This window comes from Methylorubrum sp. SL192, from assembly GCF_026672325.1.
GTDB lineage: Bacteria > Pseudomonadota > Alphaproteobacteria > Rhizobiales > Beijerinckiaceae > Methylobacterium > Methylobacterium extorquens.
Genome location: NZ_JAPPQV010000003.1, coordinates 1291940 through 1312258, shown reverse-complemented (window position 1 = coordinate 1312258; position 20319 = coordinate 1291940). Strand labels below are relative to the sequence as shown.

Annotated in this window: 8 protein-coding genes; 1 reads left to right on the top strand and 7 read right to left on the bottom strand. The window is 68.8% G+C overall.

What is annotated here, in order from left to right; genetic code table 11:
* Nucleotides 1-344: 344 nt before the first annotated feature.
* The 6 genes from OVA30_RS06795 to OVA30_RS06770 form a co-directional block, all read right to left on the bottom strand.
* Nucleotides 345-2504, bottom strand: a complete 2160-nt coding sequence (locus OVA30_RS06795) for a TonB-dependent receptor (protein WP_268175008.1) — start codon at nt 2502-2504, stop codon at nt 345-347.
* Between the two features lie 150 nt (nt 2505-2654).
* Nucleotides 2655-5270 (bottom strand): DNA translocase FtsK, encoded by a 2616-nt coding sequence (locus OVA30_RS06790; RefSeq protein WP_268175007.1) that lies wholly within the window; start codon nt 5268-5270, stop codon nt 2655-2657.
* A gap of 198 nt (nt 5271-5468) precedes the next feature.
* Nucleotides 5469-6731 carry an outer membrane beta-barrel protein gene (locus tag OVA30_RS06785; protein ID WP_056119261.1) on the bottom strand — a complete coding sequence of 421 codons (1263 nt, stop codon included), beginning with the start codon at nt 6729-6731 and terminating at the stop codon, nt 5469-5471.
* A 341-nt stretch (nt 6732-7072) separates the two neighbouring features.
* Entirely contained in the window at nt 7073-8569 is a 1497-nt protein-coding gene (locus OVA30_RS06780; RefSeq protein ID WP_268175005.1) for an ammonium transporter, read from the bottom strand.
* A gap of 132 nt (nt 8570-8701) precedes the next feature.
* Nucleotides 8702-9040: a P-II family nitrogen regulator gene (locus tag OVA30_RS06775; protein WP_004447263.1), complete on the bottom strand. Its 339-nt coding sequence runs from the start codon at nt 9038-9040 to the stop codon at nt 8702-8704.
* Between the two features lie 262 nt (nt 9041-9302).
* The gene (locus OVA30_RS06770) at nt 9303-10166 is read right to left on the bottom strand and encodes an acyl-CoA thioesterase (protein ID WP_268175004.1); all 864 of its coding nucleotides are present in this window, start codon (nt 10164-10166) and stop codon (nt 9303-9305) included.
* Between the two features lie 395 nt (nt 10167-10561).
* On the opposite strand from OVA30_RS06770, the gene OVA30_RS06765 reads away from it, so the two are divergent.
* Entirely contained in the window at nt 10562-18946 is an 8385-nt protein-coding gene (locus tag OVA30_RS06765) for an ExeM/NucH family extracellular endonuclease (RefSeq protein WP_268175003.1), read from the top strand.
* 150 nt (nt 18947-19096) lie between these two features.
* Here OVA30_RS06765 and OVA30_RS06760 read toward each other — a convergent pair whose 3' ends face one another.
* A complete protein-coding gene (locus tag OVA30_RS06760; protein ID WP_268175002.1) occupies nt 19097-20008 on the bottom strand; it encodes a transporter in 912 nt (303 codons plus the stop codon).
* Nucleotides 20009-20319 lie beyond the last annotated feature (311 nt).

The window sequence follows — 20319 nt, the reverse complement described above, 5'->3', positions numbered from 1 at the left end:
GCACAGCTTTCTATAGCGTACTACGCAGACGCAGCGGGCAGCATCAACCGCAGTCGCGGCGATTTCATTACGGCATCTCCCGCCCGGGCACGAGATGGAACATATCGGCGCCGGACTTCTCTTTCATAAATCCTGGCCTGCCCCGATCGATACGCTCGGTCTACGCTATACTGAGGAGAGGCGCCGCATGACTGCGCGCGACCTGATGCAATCGGCCGCAGTGCGCATGCTTCAGAACGCTCGAAACGACCGGCCATCCTGAACGGGTTCCGCACCGCTCCCTTGGCGAGACCGGCACGTCGGAGGGCGTGGGTAGGGTTCGAACCAAGCAGCACCCCGGATCGTCAGAACCGTGCCGTGAGGAAGAGCCGCACATTGCGGCCCGGCAGCACGACCTCGTCCTTGCGGAAGGAGGCGGCATTGCGGATCACGTCGTCGAGGAGGTTCGTGCCGCGCAGGCCGAGCGTCACCTCGCTGAGACCGTGGACCGCCGGATTGAGCGAACGGCTGTAGGCGATCTCCGCCTTGAGGTCGTTGTAGCCCGGCGTCGGCGTTTCCAGCGTGCCCGTCTGCGTCTGAGCGAAGGCGTGCAGCAGGCTGAGTTGAGCGAACCAGCCGTCGGCCCGCAGGAAGACGCCCCCACCGACGCGGTGGGGCGGGATGCGCGGCACGAAGCGGCCGTCGTCGAACTGGGCGCGCACGAAATCGTACTGGGCGCTGATGCCGGCAAACCCGTCACCGACCGGCACGACGTCGATCTGGCTCGCAATCTCGGCGCCGGCGAAAGTGGCGCCGGCCTGCGAATAGGCGACCTGCCGCAGATCCCCGCCGCCGATGCCGCAACTGTCGAAGGTGTCGCCGCAGGTGAAGCCGGTCAGGCGCTTGTAGACGAAGCCGGTATAGCGGGTGACGTAGCCGGTCGCGTCGAGGCGGAACGGCCCCTCCGCCCGCCTTATCGCCACCTCGACGGTGCGGGCCCGCTCCGGCTTAAGGTTGGGATCGCCGATCTCGAAGGTCGCGGAGGCCTCGTGCGGACCGCGCGAGAACAGTTCGGGCGAAGTCGGCGCGCGCTCGACATAGGAGCCGGTCAGGCTCCCCACGAACCCGTGGGGCAGGTCCTGGAGCGCGCTGAGGCTCGCGCTTTTCGGGGCGAAGCGGCGGATGCGCCGCGATTCCACGGGCTCGTCGCCGGGGCCGTCGGGCAGGAAGTTCGAGGGGAACAGCGCCTGCGTGCCGGCGACGCGGTTGCCCTCGATGCGGCCCGCCGCCTGGAACCGCAGGCCGCCGCCGAGGGCCAGTTCCTCGAACAGGTAGGCGGCCTGCACCCGCGTGTCGGTCGGGCGCAACAGGCCCCCTTCCGCCCCCGAAATGCGGAGCTTGCGCCGGTCGGCCTGGAATCCGAGCTGGCCACTGAAGGTGCCGAAAGCGGTCTCGACCGGCACGTGGTCGAATTCGATCCGCCCTTCCGCCGCGCGGTTCTTGAACACCGCCTCGATCCCCTCGACGCCGTTGGCGTCGGTGCCGAACTCGTTGTGGCGGTAGTTCGAGCCGCCCGCCCAGAACCGGATCACCGCGAACGGCCCGTCCAGCGGCCGGTACTCGCCCCGGGCCTGGAGCTTGTCCTGCACCGGGTCGAGGCGGGTGCGCTGCGCCGCGGAGCTGATTCCAGGAATGCCGTAGACCGAATCGAAGTGGCTGAAGGACATCCCGACGAAGCCGCGGTCGAACAGGTAGGAGGTGCCGAAAGCGCCGCCCTGCGATTCGTTGAAGGAATTGCGCTGGATGCCGAGCGGCGTGTTGTAGTCGTCCGCCGCGCTCCGGAACGCATCGGCATGGACGGCAACGTTGCCGCTGCCGGCATCGACCGTGGCGGCGGCGTTGCGGCCATTGTCGACGGCCGAGTAGCCGGTGGTCACCCGTCCCGCGACGCCGCCGGGCGGAATACTCGTCGGGATGCGGTTGTTCTCGACCGAGACCACGCCACCGACGGCCTGGGAGCCGTAGCGCAGGCCCGCGGGCCCGCGGATCACCTCGATACGGTCGTTGATCAGCGGGTTGATCGGCACGGCGTGGTCCTCTCCCAGATCGGACATGTCCTGCACACCGGTGCCGTTCTCGAGGATGCGGACACGGTGGTTGTCGAGGCCGCGGATGATCGGCCGCGAGGCCGAGCCCGGCGCGAAGGTGGTCGCGGACAGGCCCGGCTTGTCGAACAGCGCCGCGCCAAGGGAGGTCGGCTGCGAGCGGGCGAGTTCGGCCCCGGAGACGACGGTGACCGTCGAGAACCGGTCGGTCACCACCGGCAGGACGCCGACCGGGTCGGCCGGCTTCGGCGCCGGCCCCGCCGCCCCCGGACCCGCGCTTCGTGCCGGCTTGTCCGAGACGACGCTGATCTCGTCGAGGGCGACCTCTTCCGCCTGGATCGGCGAGACGACGAGGCCGGCAATGCCGATCCCAGCAAACGATCCGAACCACGGGCCAAGCCCATAGCGCTTTCTCGACATGAAACTTCAGCCTCGTAATTATAGCTGATGCTATAAGTTCGAGCGTAGCCGTTGTCGAGTCGGGGCAGGCCCCGAAACGCGAAAGCGCGCCGCCCTCGAACGAAGGCGGCGCGCTGGACAATCAGACGATGCAGGCGGCGGGTCGGCCGGTCAGTAAGCCTGCGGTTCGGGCTCGACGAGGATCTCGCGTTTGCCGGCGTGGTTGGCCGGTCCGACGAGACCTTCGGTCTCCATCCGCTCCATCAGCGAGGCGGCACGGTTGTAGCCGATCTGGAGACGGCGCTGGATGTAGGAGGTGGAGGCCTTCTTGTCCCGCAGCACCACGGCCACCGCCTGCTCGTAGAGGTCACCGCCCTCCCCGCCGCCGCCGAACTGGCCGGCATCGAAGACCGGACCATCCTCGGACGCAGGCCCCCCGGCCGGAATCTCGCCTTCCTCCGCCGTGACGGCTTCGAGGTAGGACGGCCGGCCCTGGCGCTTGAGGTGGGCAACCACGGTCTCGACTTCCGAGTCCGAGCAGAACGGCCCGTGCACGCGCGTCGTGCGCCCACCGCCAGCCATGAACAGCATGTCGCCCTGGCCCAGCAACTGCTCGGCGCCCATCTCGCCCAGGATCGTGCGGCTGTCGATCTTGCTCGTCACCTGGAAGGAGATGCGGGTCGGGAAGTTCGCCTTGATCGTGCCGGTGATGACGTCGACCGAGGGGCGCTGCGTCGCCATGATCAGGTGGATGCCGGCCGCACGCGCCATCTGCGCCAGCCGCTGGATCGCGCCCTCGATGTCCTTGCCCGCCACCATCATCAGGTCGGCCATCTCGTCGACCACGATCACGATGTAGGGCAGCGGGTTGAGGTCCATGACCTCGTCCTCGTAGACCGCCTCGCCGGTGGAACGGTCGAAGCCGGTCTGCACGGTCCGGGTCAGGGTCTCGCCGCGGGCGCGGGCCTCTTCGAGGCGCGCGTTGAAGCCGTCGATGTTCCGGACACCGACCTTGGACATCTTCTTGTAGCGCTCCTCCATCTCGCGCACGGCCCATTTGAGGGCGATGACCGCCTTCTTCGGATCGGTGACGACGGGGGAGAGCAGGTGCGGGATGCCGTCATAGACCGACAGTTCCAGCATCTTGGGATCGACCATGATGAGGCGGCACTCCTCCGGCTTGAGCCGGTAGAGCAGCGACAGGATCATGGTGTTGATGGCCACCGACTTGCCCGAACCCGTGGTGCCGGCCACCAGCAGGTGCGGCATGCGGGCGAGGTCGGCGATGATCGGCTCGCCGCCGATGTTCTTGCCGAGGCACAGGGCGAGCTTCTGCTTGGTCTCGACGAAATCCTCGGAGGCGAGAAGTTCGCGCAAGAACACCGTCTCGCGCTTGGCGTTCGGCAGTTCGATGCCGATGGCGTTGCGGCCGGGGACGACGGCGACGCGGGCGGAGACGGCGGACATCGAGCGGGCGATGTCGTCGGCGAGCGCGATCACCCGGCTCGACTTGGTGCCGGGGGCCGGTTCCAGCTCGTAGAGGGTGACGACGGGGCCGGGGCGCACGGCGAGGATGTCGCCGCGCACGCCGAAATCCTGCAGCGTCGCCTCCAGCATGGTTGCGTTCTGCTCCAGCGCCTCCGCCGAGACCTCGGAGCCGGGCGCCGCCTCACGGGGACGGGCGAGAAGCTCCAGGGCAGGCAGCCGGTACTCGCCGGCCTCCAGCCGGGGTTCGGCCGGACGCGGACGCGCCGCCGGGGCCTGCGGCAGCGGGCGGGAGACGCGGGTGGGTGGCTCGTCGGCGGTCGTCTCCGCCCCGGCGGCACTCGGCGCGGGGCGCTGGGGGACGGCACGGGCGGGCGCTTCGTCCGAATCGTCCTCTTCCGAGTCGAATTGCGGCTCGCGGCGGCCCGAGACGTCGGCCCGCTCGCGGGCCTGCGGCGCCCAGGGTGCCTCGTCCGAGTCGGCGAAGGCGCGGCGCGCGGCGAGTGCGGGCGAGGCGCCGGCATAGGCCAGCCCCTCCGCCTCGTCGGCCGGCGCCTGCCAGGATTCGAGCCGGGTGCGCAGCGAGGCGCGGCCGCGCATGACGGCTTGCGCGAGCGCGCCGAGCGACAGGATGCCGAGGCTCGGCTCGTCGGCATCGTGGCGCTCCTCGTGGGTCGAGGCCCGGCCGGAACGGGGCGCCGGGCGTGCGGCGCCGTAGGGTCCCTCCTCGTCCTCCTCGAAGTCCGGCTTGGTCACGCGGCAAGCGGCGGTGAGGCTGAGGATGGCGGAGGCCGCGAACAGGAAGCCGGCGAAATGCGCCAGCGGCCCGACCAGCATCCGCGTGCCGGCGAGCAGCGCGTCGCCCGCGACGCCGCCCATGCCGGTGGGCAGGGGCCAGCGATCCGTCGGCGGCAGGGCACTCGCGACCGCACTTGCGCAGAGAACGCCGACGAACCACAGAACGATGCGCAAGCCGCCATGCGGCAGGTCGCGCTCGCGCATCAACCGCACGCCCCACAGGGCAGGAGGCAGTGCGAGCGCGATCGAGCCGAGCCCGAGGAGTTGCATGGCAAGGTCTGCCACGACGGCTCCGGGACGACCGAGCACGTTGTGCGCCCGTTGGTCGGTGGCGTGGTTGAGGCTCGGGTCGTTGATCGACCACGTCGCCAGGGCGACGGTCAATGCGACCGCGCCGGTGAAAAGAATCAGGCCGCCGCACTCCGTCAGCCGCTTGGCCAGGAACGGCCTCAGGCTGTCGACGAAGGTGTCGTAGGGCGACGCGGAACGGCGAAGGGAACGCATGCGCAGACCGGTCCGGTGTCAACGATCCGGTAAGGCTAATGCGGGGCGGTTAACGCGGGGCTAAGTCTGCGCCGCAAAGCGGTGGACCGTCGGCGGCCGGGGTCCGGGCCAGGGTGCCGCCCGAAATGCAGGAAGCCCCGGATTTCTCCGAGGCTTCCCAAAGCAAGGTGGTGTCCCGCCGGCGAACCGGCGCGGATCTCAGAAGGTGAAGCCGGTCTCCATGAGGTAGCGCTCCTGCGAGCGCTTGGTGCCGTCGCGGCCGAAGCCGAAGCCGGGGGTCACGTCGTAGGCCTGGACGGTCGCGAACTCGCCGCGGAGGAAGTAGCGATCCCAGGTGAAGGTCGGGGTGATCGTGAACGAGAAGGCCGAGCTGCCCGGACCGTAGAGGACGCTGGTGCCGCCGCGGCCGGTGACCACGCCCCGCGTGCCCGACTGCTCGATGTATTCGAGGCGGCCGGCGAGCGCGAAGTTGTCGGTGAAGGTGTAGCCGGCCAGCAGCGTGCCGCCCCAGGTCTCCGCGCCCTCGATCGGGGAGAAGTACCCCTCCTTGCGCGCGACGTTTGTGTACTGGAAGTACGGCGAGATGATCCACGGCCCGTTGGCGTAGGTGTAGTTCACGCTGATGATGCTGCTGTTCTGCAGCGAGTTGATCGTCGCGAACTGGAAGCGCGGGCTGCGGGTCGAGGCGTCGAAATCGCTGAAATGCGTGCCGCCGTTGATGCCGATCGTGTTCGCGTCGTTGAGCTTGTAGGTGGCAAAGCCCGTCACCCAGTTCAGCTCACCCGAGTAGAAGCCGTCGGTCACCGCGAGCGCGGCCGCGAACGGGCCGTTGGCGTAGTTCACCTGGACGCCGTGGTTGATGAAGTTCTCCTGGTTGAACAGCAGACCGCGGGAGATGTTCAGGTTCTGGTAGGTGAACAGCAGCTCGGAGCCGATGTTGGTGAACATCCGACCGGCCTGGATCGACCACTCGTCGTTGATCTGCCACTTGCCGAAGGCCACCGGGATCGGGCCGAACAGCGATTCGGTCTGCTCGAACGCGGAGTAGAGCGGCAGGCCGAGCGCCGGGATCGAGTACAGGCCGGCATGGACGTAGAATTGCAGCGGGCCGTCGGCCTTCTGGATCCACCCCTGGAGGTTCGAGAAGTCGACGCGGCCGAAGCGGTCCTGCTCAGCGCTGGGCGAGAGGATGCCGAAGGCGTTGGTCTGGGTGTAGGCGAAGCCGGTGACCGCGCCGCCGACATAGATGTCGCCCAGTCCCGTCACGATGCAGGCCGGGTTCGGGTTCGCCTTGATGAGACCGCCGAAGGTCGGGGTGGAGATCGCAGCCTTACAATGCTCCTCGACGATGACGGGCGCCGACTTGGCGGCGGGCATATCTGCGGCGAGGACTGGCAACGCGTTGATGCTCAGGGTGGAAAGCACCGCGGTCGCGGCCAGAAGCTTTGTTTTGATTGTCATTGTAGTCAGCCCCACATTCGATACGGCCAAGGTGCCGAACTCGCCGCCGCGCCGCAAAATGAAGTTTTGCGCAAGTGCCTATTTTTTGGGCGTTTTTGACCTATATCAACCTGAGGGCGGAGAATGTTGCGCGAAAGCAACATCTTTTGAGGCGCACAAAACTGCACATTCGCCTCAAAACTGGATGCAATCTTTACGTTTTGTTGACTAAGCCGGCCGCCAAGCCCCGGAGCAACAAGGTGGAAGACGGCCCGGCATCACCCACACCGCACAAAAAAGGCCCCGGCGAATCACCGCCGAGGCCCTGATTCAGGATGCCTGCCGAGACGGCAGGCCCTCACTCAGTAGTTGTAGGCGCGCTCGCCGTGGTCGGCGATGTCGAGGCCCTCGCGCTCTTCTTCCTGCGTCACGCGCAGGCCGATCGTCAGATCGACGAGCTTGTAGAGGATCGCCGAGCCGATGCCGGACCACAGGATGGTGAAGCCCACCGCCTTCGCCTGGATGATGACCTGGGCGGCCATGTCGTAGGCACCGACGGTCAGCTCACCGGGCTTGGTGGTGTAGTCGGGGATGCCGGCGCCGCCGAGATCGGGCGAGACCAGGATACCCGTGGCGATGGCACCGAGGATGCCGCCGATGCAGTGCACGCCGAACACGTCGAGGGAGTCGTCGTAGCCCAGTGCGTTCTTCACGGTGGAGCACATCACGAAGCAGATCGCGCCCGCGGCGAGACCCAGAACGATCGCGCCCATTGGGCCGGCAAAGCCGGCGGCCGGGGTGACGGCGACGAGGCCGGCAATGGCGCCCGAGAGCATGCCGAGGAGCGAGGGCTTACCCTTGGCGGCCCATTCCACGAACAGCCAGGAGACGGCAGCAGCGGCGGTGGCAACGAAGGTGTTGATCATCGCCAGACCCGCGGCGCCGTTGGCTTCGAGGTTCGAGCCGGCATTGAAGCCGAACCAGCCGACCCAGAGCAGCGAGGCGCCGATCGTGGTCATGGTCAGCGAGTGCGGGGCCAGCAGGTCGCGGCCGTAGCCGATGCGCTTGCCGAGCATCAGGCAGCCGACGAGGCCGGCGATGCCTGCGTTGATGTGCACGACGGTGCCGCCGGCGAAGTCGAGGGCGCCCCACTTGAAGAGCATGCCGGCATCGCCGAGCACCGCGTCGTACTCGGCCTTGGCCGCTGCGTTGGCCTCGCCACCGGCGGCGGCGAGCTTGCGGGCCGCGTCGGCGAAGACGTCCGGACCGCCCCAGTACCAAACCATGTGGGCCATCGGGAAGTAGATCAGCGTGACCCAGAGGATCGTGAACACGACCAGCGCCGAGAACTTCATCCGCTCGGCGAAGGCGCCGACGATGAGGCCGGGGGTGATCATCGCGAACGTCATCTGGAAGCAGATGTAGACGTATTCGGGGATCACGACGCCGTTGGAGAAGGTGGCCGCCACCGAGTTGGCGTCGACGCCCTTGAGGAAGGCCTTCGAGAAGCCGCCGACGAAGTCGTTGAGGCCGCCGCCATTGGTGAAGGCGAGGCTGTAGCCGTAGGTCACCCACAGCAGGCAGACGATCGAGGCGATCGCGAAGATCTGGGTCAGCACCGAGAGCATGTTCTTGGTGCGCACGAGGCCGCCGTAGAACAGGGCGAGGCCGGGCACGGTCATCAGCAGGACGAGGATCGCCGAGAGCAGCATCCACGCCGTGTCGCCCTTGTTGGGCACCGGTGCGGCCGCGGTGACGGCGGGCTCGACCGCCGGCGCCTGCGCGAGCGACGGCTCGACGAAGAGGAGGCCAAGGGCGGCTCCTCCCAGTCCGAGCGCGAGAAGATTACGAAGTTTCATGGACAAGAAGCTCCAGATCGCAGTGCGTCGAGCGCTGAGGAGAATGGGTGGGCGGCGCGGCCGGGCGCGTTCCGCCGGAACGGGTGAAGAGCTGTCAGGGCATCGAAGAGGAAAGCGATGCGGGACAGAGTGTCAGAGCGCGTCCGCGTCGGTCTCACCGGTCCGGATGCGAACCGCCTTCTCCAGCGGCATCACGAAGATCTTGCCGTCGCCGATCTGGCCGGTGCGGGCGGCACCCGCAATCGCGTCGATCACGCTCGTCACGAGGTCGGCGGCGACCGCTACCTCGATCTTGAGCTTGGGCAGGAAGCTCACGGCATACTCGGCACCGCGGTAGATCTCGGTGTGACCCTTCTGCCGGCCGTAGCCCTTGACCTCGGTCACGGTCAGGCCGTGCACGCCGATGCCGGTCAGAGCGTCGCGAACCTCCTCCAACTTAAACGGCTTGATGATCGCCATCACGATTTTCATGGGCGGCGCCCCCTTTGTCCTGTCGTCTCACCGCCGGCCGCGCACCGGCCGAGACCCAGCGGTTCCGCGGGGATCGGAATGACCCCGCAGCCGGGCGCCCTCATTCAAGGACCGTGCCAAGCGGAACCATTTCCACTTTCGCAGCGCTGCCCAGAACGTGAGCGAGCCGTGGCGCCCCATCGCGCAGCGTGGCCGCAAATAATGCACAAAAGATCAGCATAAAGTACTTTTGTGCGGCAGAATGCGCGCGAACCGGCTCGCTTCAGCTGCGCCGGGAGCGGATCAGCCCTTCCTGTGCAACGGAGGCGACGAGCCGCCCTTCCTCGTCGTGGAACGTGCCGCGGGCAAAGCCCAGAGCGCCCGACGCGCTCGGGCTATCCTGCGAATAGAGCAGCCAGGAATCGGCCCGGAACGGGCGGTGGAACCACAGGGCGTGGTCCAGACTCGCCGACTGGATCTCGGGGTCGAACACCGTGCGGCCGTGGGGGATCAGCGTGGAATCGAGCAGCGTCATATCCGAGGCGTAGGCCAGCACCGCCCGGTGCACCGCCGGATCGTCCGGCAGAGGCTTCGTCGCGCGCATCCAGACATGGTAGCGCGCGGGCCTCGGGCTGCGGTCGCGATAGCGCTCGGTCTCGACCGGCCGCAGCTCGATCGGCCAAGCCTGGGTGAAATAGGCGAGCATCGGCTCGGGCACGATGCTGCCGCCGTCCCGGACGAGGGTCCGCGCATCCACCAGCGCGCCCGGTCCCGGCACGTCGGGAAGACCGGCGGCGTGATCGACGCCCTCCTCCGTGACGTGGAACGAGACCGACATGGCGAAGATCGCCCGGCCCTTCTGGATCGCCTTGACCCGGCGGGTGGTGAAGCTGCCGCCGTCGCGGATGCGCTCGACCTCGTAGACGATCGGCACCGCCGGATCGCCGCCGAGGAGGAAATAGGCGTGCAGGGAATGGGGCGGGCGGGGCGCCTCAACCGTGCGGGAGGCGGCCACCAGCGCCTGCGCCACGACCTGCCCCCCGAACACCCGCGGCCAGCCGATTCGCGGGCTGATCCCGCGGAACAGATCGGTCTCCAGGCGCTCCAGATCGAGGATCGCGAGGAGCGCATCGACGGGGTCGGGCATGGCGGCTTCGCTGCGGCTTTCGAACGAGGAGGGGCGGACGGCCTGACCCGCGCGGCGGCACCGCGGAGGCCCGGAGGCACCGTCGGCACGGGCCGGAGAGTGATGAGGCGGGCGGCGCGGGTTGTGAAGGCCTGTCCGGTGCGAAGGTCTGGCCGGTGCCTGCGTGCCGCGGAGCCGGCCGAAGCCGCCGATTGTCCGGAAAGCTTCACAGGACTGTTGTGGAGCGGCGCTAGCGAGGGGCCGGGGCGGAAACGAGCCGAAACCGTGCCTCCGGACCGTGATCGCCCCTCCCGGGGCGGTCGGGATCGGCGTGCGGGTTCGGCCCCGGGCGAACCCCTTCGCTTCGCAGCACGCGGCAGCCGCGACAGGGCTGCTCTGCCGCCTGGAGACGTACCATGGCCACGAGCCTTGCCGCCGGTGACATCGCCATCGTCGGGTACGATGCGGACAACCCCGACGATTTCGCTTTCGTCGTCCTGCGGGACATCGAGGCCGGCACAGCCATCAGCTTCACGGATAACGGCTGGAGTTCGAGCGGCAACGCACTTCGCACCAGCGAGGGCACCTACACCTACACGGCGCCGACGGCCGTTGCGGCCGGCACCGTGATCCACCCGACATCCGACGGCAGCGCGGGCGGCCCCGACAGCCCCGTCTACACGTCGGCCCTCGCCCCGAACTTCTCGTTCAGCACCGACGGCGACCAGATCCTGGCCTATCAGGGCTCCGACGCGACCCCGACCTTCCTGTACGCGATCAACTTCGCCGACGGAGCAACCGGCTTCGCGGCCAACGGCACGAACGCCAACACCTCGGCACTGCCGCCGGGCCTCGTCCTCGGGCAGACCGCCGTCGCGCTGGGCGCCGACAATGGCCGCTACGCCGGCACCCTCTCGGGCACCCGCGACGGGCTCCTGACCGCGATCGGCGCCGCCGGATCCTGGTCCCAGAGCGACACGGTCCGCATCGGCGCCCCCGGCTACAGCGCTTTCACGATCACCGCCGCCCCGACCATCCCGGCCCTGTCGATCGACGACGTCCAGGTGGCCGAGGGCGATACCGGCACCCGGCAGCTGACCTTCACAGTCTCCCTGAATGCGCCAGCCCCCTCGGGCGGCGTCAGCTTCGACATCGCGACCGCCGACGGCAGCGCCACCGCCGGCAGCGACTACGTCGCCCGGGCCCTTACCGGCCAGTCCATCGCGGCCGGCCAGACCGCCACGACCTTCACGGTGGACATCCTCGGCGACACGGTGATCGAGCCGACCGAGACCTTCTCGGTCACGGTCTCGAACGTCCGGGGCGCCACGGTGGCCGACGGCCAGGGCACCGGCACCATCATCAACGACGATACCGGCCCGCGCATCGGCGGCACCGCGATCTTCGAGGCGGCCCCCTCGCTCCAGGGCGTCTCCGGCGCCACGGCCACGGCGCCCCCGGTGCCCACGAACGCGCTTCAACTGGTGCGGCTCGGCGCCTACGCCGCCACCAACGATCCGGCGACGTCGACAGCCCCCAACGCGGAGGTGGTGGCCTACGATTCCGGCACGGGCCGCCTCTACATTCAGAACACCGCCGAGAACCGCATCGAGATCGCCTCGCTCGACGCCACCGGCGCCCTGAGCAAGGCCGGCGAGATCCTACTGTCCGGCCTCGAGCAATACGGTGCGGTGAACTCGGTCGCGGTCTTCAACGGCCTCGTGGCGGTCGCCTACGCCAACGCGGCTGGCGACGCGCCGGGCCGGGTCGCCCTGTTCGATGCCGACGGGACGCTGCTGCGCTCGCTGACCGTCGGCGTCGGCCCGGACCAGATCGTGTTCACACGCGACGGCAGCCGGATCCTCGTCGCCAACGAGGGCGAGCAGGCGAGCGCGACCAGCAACCCGGTCGGCGGCGTCTCGATCATCGACGTCTCGGGCGGTGCGGCCAACGCCGCCGTCACGGCGACCGTCGGCTTCGAAGGGCTCGACGGCAGCGAGGCCACCCTTCGCGCGCGCGGCCTCGCCCTCAAGCCGGGCACCGGCGCGGCGGCCGACATCGAGCCCGAATACATCGCGATCTCCCCCGACGACCGCTTCGCCTACGTCACCCTGCAGGAGGTGAACGGCGTCGCGATCATCGATCTCACCAATCCCGGCACGGCTCCCATCGCGATCCAGCCGCTCGGGTCGGTGAACCATTCGCTGGCCGGAAACGAGTTCGACGCCTCCGACCGCGACGGGCCCGCCAACCCGCAAGGCACCGGCACGCCCTCGATCCGCATCGCGGCGACGCCCGCCAACGCCCCGATCTACGGCCTGCTTCAGCCGGACGCGGTGGCGAGCTTCTCGACGGGCGGCGCGACCTACTTCGTCACGGCCAACGAGGGCGACCAGCGCGTCATCGGCGGCGGCGACGACACGGGCGATGTCGCCCGCCTCAGCAGCATTGCCAACAGCCGCCTGACCCCGGAGCTTCAGGCGCTGAAGGCCGACCCGGCCTATGCCCGCCTCAACGTCCTGCTGCGCACGGGCGACACCGACGGCGACGGCGTGATCGACCAGCTCCACACGCTGGGCGGGCGCGGCATCTCGATCTTCCGCCAGAACCTCGACGGCACGATCACCAAGGTGCGCGAGACCGGCGGCGAATTCGAGAAGATCTTCGCGCAGATCGCGCCGGAGCGGTTCAACAACGATCAGGTCACCGGCAACACGCCGGACGACCGCTCGGACAACAAGGGCCCCGAGCCTGAAGGCATCACGATCGGGACGGTCAACGGGCGGATCTACGCCTTCGTCGGCCTGGAGCGGCAGAGCGGCGTCATCGTCTACGACGTGACCGACCCGGCCAACGCGGCCTACGTCTCCTACGTCCCGCCCCAGCCCGGCGCGACCACCGATCTCGGCCCGGAGGTGCTGACCTTCATCGCCGCCGACCGCAACCCGACGGGCACGCCCCTTCTCGTCAGCGCCAACGAAGTCGCCAACGGTGGCGCGGTCGTCTACGCGGCCCTGCCCCAGGGCTTCACGCAGGAGGTCGCTTTTTCCGCGAACTCGCTCGCCGTGAGCCGGGCGGAGGGCGACACGGGCGAGACCGTGTTCACCTTCACGGTCGAGCGCAGCAACGGCACGCTGGGCGCCGTCACCTTCACCGCCGAGATCACCGGCAGCGGTGCGAACGCGGCCGACGGAAGCGACTTCGCCGGTGCCCTGCCGCTGTCGGTGACGGGCACGATCGCCGCCGGCGCCGCGTCTGCAGAGGTGAGCGTCCGCGTCCAAGCGGATGCCGTGCCGGAGGCGGACGAGACCTTCGCCCTGACCCTGCGCAGCGCCAGTTCGAACCAGCCCGGCATCGCGGCGGCGGTGCGCCCGGCGGCGGGCACCGCGACGGGCACGATCGTCAACGACGACACGAGCCTGATCTCGGCGGTGCAGGGGGCCGGCGCGGCGAGCCCGCTGGTCGGCCGGACCGTCACGGTCGAGGCGATCGTCGTCGGCGACTTCCAGAACGGCGACGCCGACGCCAAGCGCAACCTCGGCGGCTTCTACCTGCAGGAAGAGGCGGCCGACCAGGACGGCAACCCGCTGACCTCGGAGGGCGTCTTCGTCTTCGAGGGCACCGGCAACCGCCTCGTCGATGTCAACGAGGGTGACCGGGTGCGCGTCACCGGCACCGTGACCGAGTTCAACGGCGAGACCCAGATCGCGGTCTCGAACGCCGCGGCGATCCAGGTGGTCCGCGCCGGTGCGCTGACGCCGGCCGAGGTCAAAGCCGCGGCGGTCGCCGTCGAACTGCCGGCGGCGGGGGTCATCGGCACCGGCACCACCGCGCAGCCCGATCTGGAGCGCTACGAGGGCATGCTGGTCCGCTTTGCCCAGACCCTCTCGATCACCGAGCAGTTCAACCTCGACCGCTTCAACGAGATCCGCCTCGCCGCCGGCGGCCGGACCGAGACCTTCACCAACGCATTCGAGCCGAACGCGGCGGCCTACGCCGCCTATCTCGCCCAGACGGCGGCGCGCTCGATCACCTACGACGACGGCCTCAACACCCAGAACCAGCCGGTCGAGAATCTGGACGGCTTCGGCCCGGTCTATGCCACCGCGACGGCGCCGCGCATGGGCGACACCGTGACCGGGCTCACCGGCACCCTCGGCTTCGGCCCGGCCGGCGCCTACCGCGTGCGGGCCATCGACGACGGCGACAACCGCTTCGTCACGGCCAACCCGCGCCCCGCCGAGCCCGACCCGGTCGGCGGCACGCTCAAGGTCGGCAGCCTCAATGTCCTCAACTACTTCACCACCCTCGACACCGGTTCGGCCGCCCGCACGGCGATCGGTCTCGAGCCGCGCGGCGCGAACTCGCCGGAAGAACTCGCCCGGCAGACCGAGAAGCTCGTCACGACGCTGATCGGCACCGGGGCGGACGTGCTCGGCCTGACCGAGATCGAGAACCAGTTCCGCCCGGGCGACCCCGGCAACGCGCTGGAATACCTCGTCGGCCAGCTCAACCTGCGCGCGGGCGCCGGCACCTACGCCTCCATCAATCCGGGCGCGCAGCTCGACCAAGGCCAGTTCCTCGGCGGCGACGCGATCGCGGTCGGCTTCATCTACAAGCCGAGCAAGGTCAGCGTGGCGATGAACACCACGATCGAGCGGCTCGACGACACGGACGTGGCGGCCTTCAACCCGGCCTTGCTGCAGCAGAGCACCCTCGGGCACCTCTTCAACGGCGCGAACACCAGCCGGGCCGCGCTCGCGGTCACCTTCAACGAGACCGCCACCGGCGAAGACTTCACCGCAATCATCAACCACTTCAAGTCGAAGGGCGGCACCGGGACCGGCGCGGATGCCGACCAGGGCGACGGCCAGGGCGCCTGGCAGCAGCAGCGCGAACTCGCGGCCACGGCTTTGGCGCAGTGGGTCTCGATGCGGCCGACGGGCACCCAGGACAGCGACACGCTCCTGCTCGGCGACTTCAACGCCTACCTCAAGGAGGACGCGCTCGACATCCTCAAGGCAGCTGGGTTCACCAACCTCGCCGAGGACCGTCTCGCCAACCCGTATTCCTACGTCTTCGACGGGGCCTACGGCGCCCTGGACCACGCCCTCGCCAGCGCGAGCCTGAACCAGCAGGTCAGCGGCGTCACCGAGTGGCACATCAACGCCGACGAGGCGGACGCGATCGACTACAACCTCGATTTCGGCCGCTCGCCCATCTCCTTCGACGGCCGCTCGCCCGCGCGGGAATCCGACCACGATCCCGTCCTCGTCGGCCTGCGCCTCGACCAGACCGCGCCGGTCCTCGTCGCCTCGATGCCGGCCGACGACGCCGCGCGGGTGGCGGTGAACGCCGACATCGTCCTGCGCTTCAGCGAGGCGGTCCGGGCCGGCACCGGCAGCATCACCCTCACCGACGGCGCCGGCGACCTGCGCACCATCGCGGTCTCGGACACTGCGCAAGTCACGATCGCGGGTGACACCGTGACGATCAACCCGAGCGCCGATCTGCGGCCCGGGACCGCCTACGACGTGATCGTGCCGGCCGGCGCCTTCACGGACGCGGCCGGCAACGCCTCCGCCGCCATCCCCCAGAACCGCCTCGACTTCACCACTGAGCAGGCCAAACCGATGACCTACACGCTCCAGATCCTGCACGCCTCGGACTGGGAGGGCGGGCTGCTCGCGACCCAGCGCGCGGCGAACTTCGCGGCCATCGTCGATCGGCTCGAGGATACGACGCCGAACTCGATCACGCTCTCGACCGGCGATGCCTGGATCCCGAGCCCGTTCTACATCGCGGGGGCCGACCCGCAGATGGCGGCGACCTATAACGGCGTCTACAACCAGTTCTATGGGCTGTCCGGCGCCGGCGCCTACGGCCGGCTCGCGGCCTCCCCCGGCCGGGCCGACATCACCATCCAGAACATCGTCGGCGTCCAGGCCGCGGTGTTCGGCAATCACGAGTTCGATGGCGGGCCGACGGAGGTCGCCAACATCATCGGCGCCAATCTCGGCGCCGCGGCGGGTGCTGCCGACGACACCTGGCTCGGCGCGCTCTTCCCCTACATGTCGGTCAACCTCAACTTCTCCCGCGAGGCCGCCCTGTCCGGCCTCGTGCACCGCGACGGTGACGGCGCGACCTTCGCCCAGACCGGCCCGACCTCGACCCAGACCGGCACCGGCGCGGACAAGATCGCCCGCTCGACGATCCTCGTCGAGAACGGCGAGCGGATCGCCGTCATCGGCGCGACGACGCAGATCAACCCCCTGATCAGCACACTCGGCAACGTCACGGTCGACGGGTTCACCGGCCGCGACGAGATCGCGCTGCTGGCGAGCCAGATCAACGCCGAGGTCGACCGGGTGCTCGCGGCCAATCCCGGCCTCAACAAGGTGATCGTCGGCACGCACCTGCAGCAGCTCGCCAACGAGCAGGCGCTGGCCCCGCTCCTGCGCAACGTCGATGTGCTGATCGGCGGCGGCTCCCACACCCTGCTCGCCGATGCCGACGACCGGCTGCTGTCCGGCGACCGGGCGGGCGGCGGCTACCCGCAATTCTTCACCAACGCCAGCGGCCAGACCCTAGCCCTGGTGAACACCGCCTCCGAATACTCCTATGTCGGCCGCCTCAACGTCACCTTCGACGACCAGGGCCACGTCATCCGCGACTCGATCAACTCGGCCACCTCCGGCGCCGTCGCGGTGGACGACACCACGGTGACGCAGCTCTACGGCTCGACCTCCGCCGCCTTCACGCCCGGCTCCAAGGGCTTCCTCGTGCAGCAGGTGATCGAGGGCCTCGACGTCAACAACGACGGCATCCAGGAGACCGCGGGCATCGCCGACATCATCCGCCAGCAGGACGGCAACATCCTCGGCCGCTCCAGCGTGTACTTGGAAGGCCGCCGCGGCGAGGTCCGCACGGAAGAGACCAACCTCGGCAACCTCACGGCGGATGCCAACCTCTGGTACGCCAAGCAGTTCGACGGGGCGGTCGCAGTCTCGATCAAGAACGGCGGCGGCATCCGCGACTCGATCGGCTCGTTCTCGACGACCGGCGGCAGCACGGCGGAGCTTCCCCCGGCCGCCAACCCGGCGGCGGGCAAGGCGGCGGGCGACATCTCGCAGCTCGACGTCACCAACTCGCTGCGCTTCAACAACGCGCTCGCCATGGTCACGGTCACCGCCTCCGAGCTGGAGCGGGTGCTTGAGCACGCCGTCTCCTCGGCCGCTCCGGGTGCCACGCCCGGCGCGTTCCCCCAGATCGGCGGGATCAGCTTCTCGTTCGACGCGACCCGGCAGGCCCAGACCGTGGACGTCAACGGCACCGTCACCCGCGAGGGGCAGCGGATCATTTCGGCGGCGATCGTCGACGCCGACGGCTTTCTCATCGACACCCTGGTGCAGGACGGCCAGCTCGTCGGCGATGCGAACCGGAGCATCCGCGCGGTGACCCTCGACTTCCTGACCACCGGCACGAGCACGGCCCCGGGGCTCGGCGGCGACAACTACCCCTTCCCGGCCTATGGCGAGAACCGGGTGGCGCTGAGCAGCGCCGCGCCGGCCTCGCTGCCCAACGCCGCGACTTTCGCGGCCCAGGGCAGCGAGCAGGATGCGCTCGCCGAGTACCTCAAGGCGTTCCACAGCGTGACGCCCTTCGCGCAGGCTGACACGGCGCCGGCGGCCGACGCGCGGATCCAGAACCTCGCTGCCCGCTCCGACAGCGTGCTCGCCCGCGGCGTCAGCCGGACGGGAGCCGACGGCAACGACGTGCTGCAGGGAACGCCCTTCGCCGACCGCCTCTTCGGCGGCGCGGGCGACGACATCATCGTCAACAGCGCGGGCGACGACGTCCTGTCGGGCGGGCGCGGCAACGACACGCTGGTGTTCAACACGAGCTTCGCGTCGGTCACCGTCACGGAGGCCGGCAGCCTCACGGCCACCAGCGGACCGGATGGCCGCGACCTCGTCAGCGGCTTCGAGCGCTACCTGTTCTCCGACGCCACGATCGTGGTGAACGACGGCAAGCCGCTCGTGGACGACCTGTTCTACCTGTCCCGCAACAAGGACGTGTTCCAGGCCGGCCAGGACGCCGACGCGCACTACGCCCAATACGGTGCCCGCGAGGGCCGCGACCCGAATGCCTTCTTCTCGACCAAGGGCTATCTGGCGGCCAATCCCGAGGTGAGAGCCTCCGGGGCGAACCCGCTCGACCAGTACGAGCAGGCCGGCTGGAAGGAAGGCCGCGATCCGGGCGTGCGCTTCGACAACGAGTTCTATCTCGCGGCCAATCCCGACGTGAAGGCCGCCGGCCTGAACCCGCTCGCGCACTACCTTGCCAATGGCCAGGCCGAGGGCCGCGCGATCCACGACGCCGTCGGACGCAGCGGGGACATCCGCGGCGGCTTCGACGCGGAATACTACCTGCTCGCCCATGCCGATGTCGCGCAGGCGGCCGGGACCACGGACACCTTCGCCTTCGCTGCCCGCCACTTCGAGCAGTACGGCTGGAAGGAGGGCCGCAACCCGAACGCGGTGTTCGACACCAAGGGCTATCTGGCCGCCTACGGCGACGTGAAGGCGGCGGGCCTCAACCCGCTCACCCATTACGAACAGTACGGCTGGAAGGAGGGCCGCGATCCCTCCGCCTCCTTCGACTCCTCGACCTACCTCTCAACCTATACCGATGTCGCGGCGGCCAAGATCGACCCGATGCAGCACTTCCTGCAAGACGGGCTCTACGAGGGCCGCTCGACCTTCGCGGACGGCACTTTCGGCGGAGGCACCCTCGGCTGAGGCCGCCCCGTCCCGGTCGGACCGCGCCCCCGGCGCGGTCCGAAGGCCGTATCCGCCAAGCCCCACGGCATTCGAACGAACGCCCCATCAGCGCACTGCGCCGAGCGGCCTCACCGCGCCTCTGGCCACGCGCAACACCGCGGCGCCTCGCTATTGTCCTTGCTGGCGGGTCACGAGGGTGCGGTTGGGCGCGACCTCGCCCTTGTCCTGCCAGATCGGCACGATCAGCCGCGCCCAGCCCCGCGTCTCCTGGCCGCCGTAATGACGCTCCGCGACATCGCGGGTGATGTAGGCCTGAACGTTGACCGGCCCGAAATTGTAGCCGACCAGCCCGCCGACCGCGAGTTGGCTCTGGCGCCGGTAGCCCGCCACGTTGCCGACCGGCAGATCGGTCGAAGCATAGGCCACGGGACCGAATTCGAACTTACCGAATCTCTTCGTCGCGGTGAGATCGATGTTGAGATAGTCGGGAAAGGCCCGCGTGCCGTTCAGGGCACGGTCGGTGAGGAAGTGACCGTAGAGCAGGTTCGCGGTCAGATTGTAGCCGTTCCCGGTGTAGCTCACGGCGAACCGGTGCGAGAGCGAGCCCTCCTGAGGGCCGAAGCGGGTGGAATTCGGGACATAGCCGCCCAGGAAATAGCTGACGCCGACATCGTTGCCGAGGTTCCAGGCGAGCTGCGTCGCGTACAGGCTCTGGCCCAGGCCGGTGGACGAGGGAGCCCCCCGCGCACTCGCCGAGACGGCGGAGCGGTTGAAGACGATGAATTGCAGCCGCGCGCCGAGAACGGACCACGGGGTCGACAGGGCGAAGGTCGCCGTGTTGACGTTGAGATCCGACGAAGCCGGGAACGTGGGCCGGACGCCGTAATTCGGCACGGCGACGAAGTACAGACCGACGGGTATCTGTGCACCCGCGGGAATGCCAATCGATCCGCCGGGCTGCGCGGCCGACCCCGCGCCGGCCGGCGTTGCCAGCACTATGCCGGCCGCGGCCAAGGCCAAGCTCAACCGACCGGCCGCTCTTCTCGATGCAGTAGCCACCCTTACCCCCCGTTTTAGCATAATATTCCTATGACGGTGCACGGACGCTCCCCGGCGTCGATGCAGTCATGTGTTCAGAGGTCTTCGCTGGCCTTCGACGTGAGCTGGAGGCCCTGTCGATGCCAAGACAGATCGAACTCGATCAAGACTCGGAGCAAATGCCGCCGATAATCGAGTATTGACCGATGATCATCGCAACATTGCCGAAGGATAATACTACTAAAAGCTGCGCAGATGCCAGTACCGCCGATTACATTTGTTTTTATTTGCAAATCAACAGAACGAGTACTGCCATGACGCGCCATGCAACCTGAAAATGGCCACCACAGGCG